3 protein-coding genes are annotated in these 1,894 nt (G+C 43.3%); 2 read left to right on the top strand and 1 reads right to left on the bottom strand.

The features are described from left to right. A partial coding sequence (locus ACFWUZ_RS36285; RefSeq protein WP_384382393.1) for a hypothetical protein occupies positions 1-456 on the top strand: 456 nt, incomplete at its 5' end. Between the two features lie 407 nt (positions 457-863). On the opposite strand, the gene ACFWUZ_RS36280 is transcribed toward ACFWUZ_RS36285, so the two are convergent. Continuing rightward, entirely contained in the window at positions 864-1,025 is a 162-nt protein-coding gene (locus ACFWUZ_RS36280; RefSeq protein ID WP_376936199.1) for a hypothetical protein, read from the bottom strand. A 660-nt stretch (positions 1,026-1,685) separates the two neighbouring features. Between ACFWUZ_RS36280 and ACFWUZ_RS36275 the strand changes: the two genes are divergently transcribed. Continuing rightward, on the top strand, positions 1,686-1,894 hold a 209-nt coding region (locus ACFWUZ_RS36275; RefSeq protein ID WP_384382391.1), incomplete at its 3' end, for a hypothetical protein.

The following is a 1,894-nucleotide window of genomic DNA, read 5'->3' as shown; positions in this document are numbered from 1 at the left end:
GCTATGCAAGCCCGTAAAGCAGCGCTGGCAGCGAAAGAACTCAGTTCTACCCAGCAACTTGAATTTGACTTCTTTGGAGGTGGTAACGTGTCCATTGCTTTCCAGTACCAGGACGCCGTTACTGAACGGCTATTTGAATCCGCTAAGACCACAGCGCAAGCATATCACGCTCAGGCCGTTCTATGGCAAATCTGCCGTAATCTTGGCTGGCAAAGTTACGAATGCACCAAAACGGCCGCAGATCTCTGCGAGACAATGCGAACTGACAAAGCACAAATGGCAAGAGCATTAGATTTGCTTGAAAAAGTTGGTGCAATTCATCGCGTTAAACGTGGTCGAGTAAAAGTTATAACTGTAACACCTGAAGGAGCTTTTCGTGGGAATGTAAATAACCACGCTAAAGCTGTTGAGCGCTTCCGTCTGGACGTTATCGACGGCGGTTTATCGCCTGAATAACAGCTCTTATTCTGCCCGATTAATGAGCTACAGAATTTTATAATTCTTTGACTTCTAAAGCCCTCGTTTGAGGGCTTTTTTTTGAGTTTTTTAGGTGTAACGCTGACAAGTTGCATTTCCTGCTACACAGACGTTTCAGAAAAACAGCCGGCACAAAAATCACCTACAGCGCGATTTTGGGGCGCGGTGTTTTTGTGCCTATTCGACAGTGCTTTTTGATGAATTTAATTTTGTACCACAAAATTACGTATCCTGCCTATGAACACAGGACAAAAGTCGCAACGCAAGACATAACGTCCCCGCGCCTTTAAATTGCGCTGTAGGGGGCGTTATGTCGTTCGAGCCTGTTGACTACATTGAATATGATAAAAACGCTCACACGGCGATTTATGGAGCTATGAGGGGCATTAGAGCTCCCACCCTTCATCCATAAAAGCCTTTTCATCGAAAGGAACACGATTATCCCCTCTAAGGCTTTTAATTTTGGCTTGTATCTCTGCTACTCTTTCAGTCAGTGATTTTTCATTCTGCTGATCAGAATCCTGTGATTTTTTTTCTGTTTTCTTCATTTCACAGTCTCCCCAATCTAGTTTTTATTTAAATATCTCATGTAGGTCGATGTAACATAAAATGTAGTTCGTAATGTAACATCACATGTAACATTTTTTGCACTTGTAAGTGTCAGCACACACGCGGTTTAGCTTAAATTTTTAGACTGTTTTTTTGCTGTTTTTCATTAAAACGATGATTACCCATAAAACTCATAATCTTAAGCGTTTTCACATACGTTTGTTGATTAAAAAGTTGTCTCAAAATTGGGACTTGTTTTCGATGGTTATAGGTAAATCGAAAACCGGCAGTGCTGCCGTCCTGCGGGCTGTCCAGTAGGTCAGTCCTCGGAAACAGCATCTCTGCCGTTATCACATGCACCATTTTTTTAAGCTATTTTACGAAGCGACTAGCTTCGTTCCGCTTAATCTATTTAAGATACATGGATACGTTAGTGCATTTTAGCACTCTAGCCCCTGAGAAATAAGACTTTTTAGATTATTGACAGTTGTCTGTCAGACAACTAAGGTTGTCCACCAGTCAACTATAAGGGCAGATTGATGACAAGATTATCATTTCGAGAGCTAAGGGAGCTCGGTATCTCAAATGAAGATATCGCAGCTGCAAAGGTCACACAGGCCGCCCAGCGTAGAGTTGGGGCTCCCGTCCAATCAATTGGCGTGATTGTTGGTGCTGCCCAGCCACGTCAACGTCATAATCCAAACCCACCAATAAGCCTAACTGAAAAGGCTATGAGGAAGCGTGGTATTTACGATCAAGCGGCTCTGCTACTGGATCAACAAGCATTGCAGGAAAGTAGCCCAGAACGTGCTATGCAAGCCCGTAAAGCAGCGCAGGCAGCGAAAGAACTATCTACTACCCAGAAACA

Source organism: Streptomyces sp. NPDC058646 (assembly GCF_042716875.1).
Lineage (GTDB): Bacteria > Actinomycetota > Actinomycetes > Streptomycetales > Streptomycetaceae > Streptomyces.
Note: the sequence above shows the minus strand (reverse complement) of the source record. Positions and strands in the feature narration are given on the sequence as shown.

Bases quoted from the DNA above. Each gene is read 5' to 3' on its own strand.
- ACFWUZ_RS36280 (WP_376936199.1), bottom strand. From the start codon at position 1,025: ATGAAGAAAACAGAAAAAAAATCACAGGATTCTGATCAGCAGAATGAA.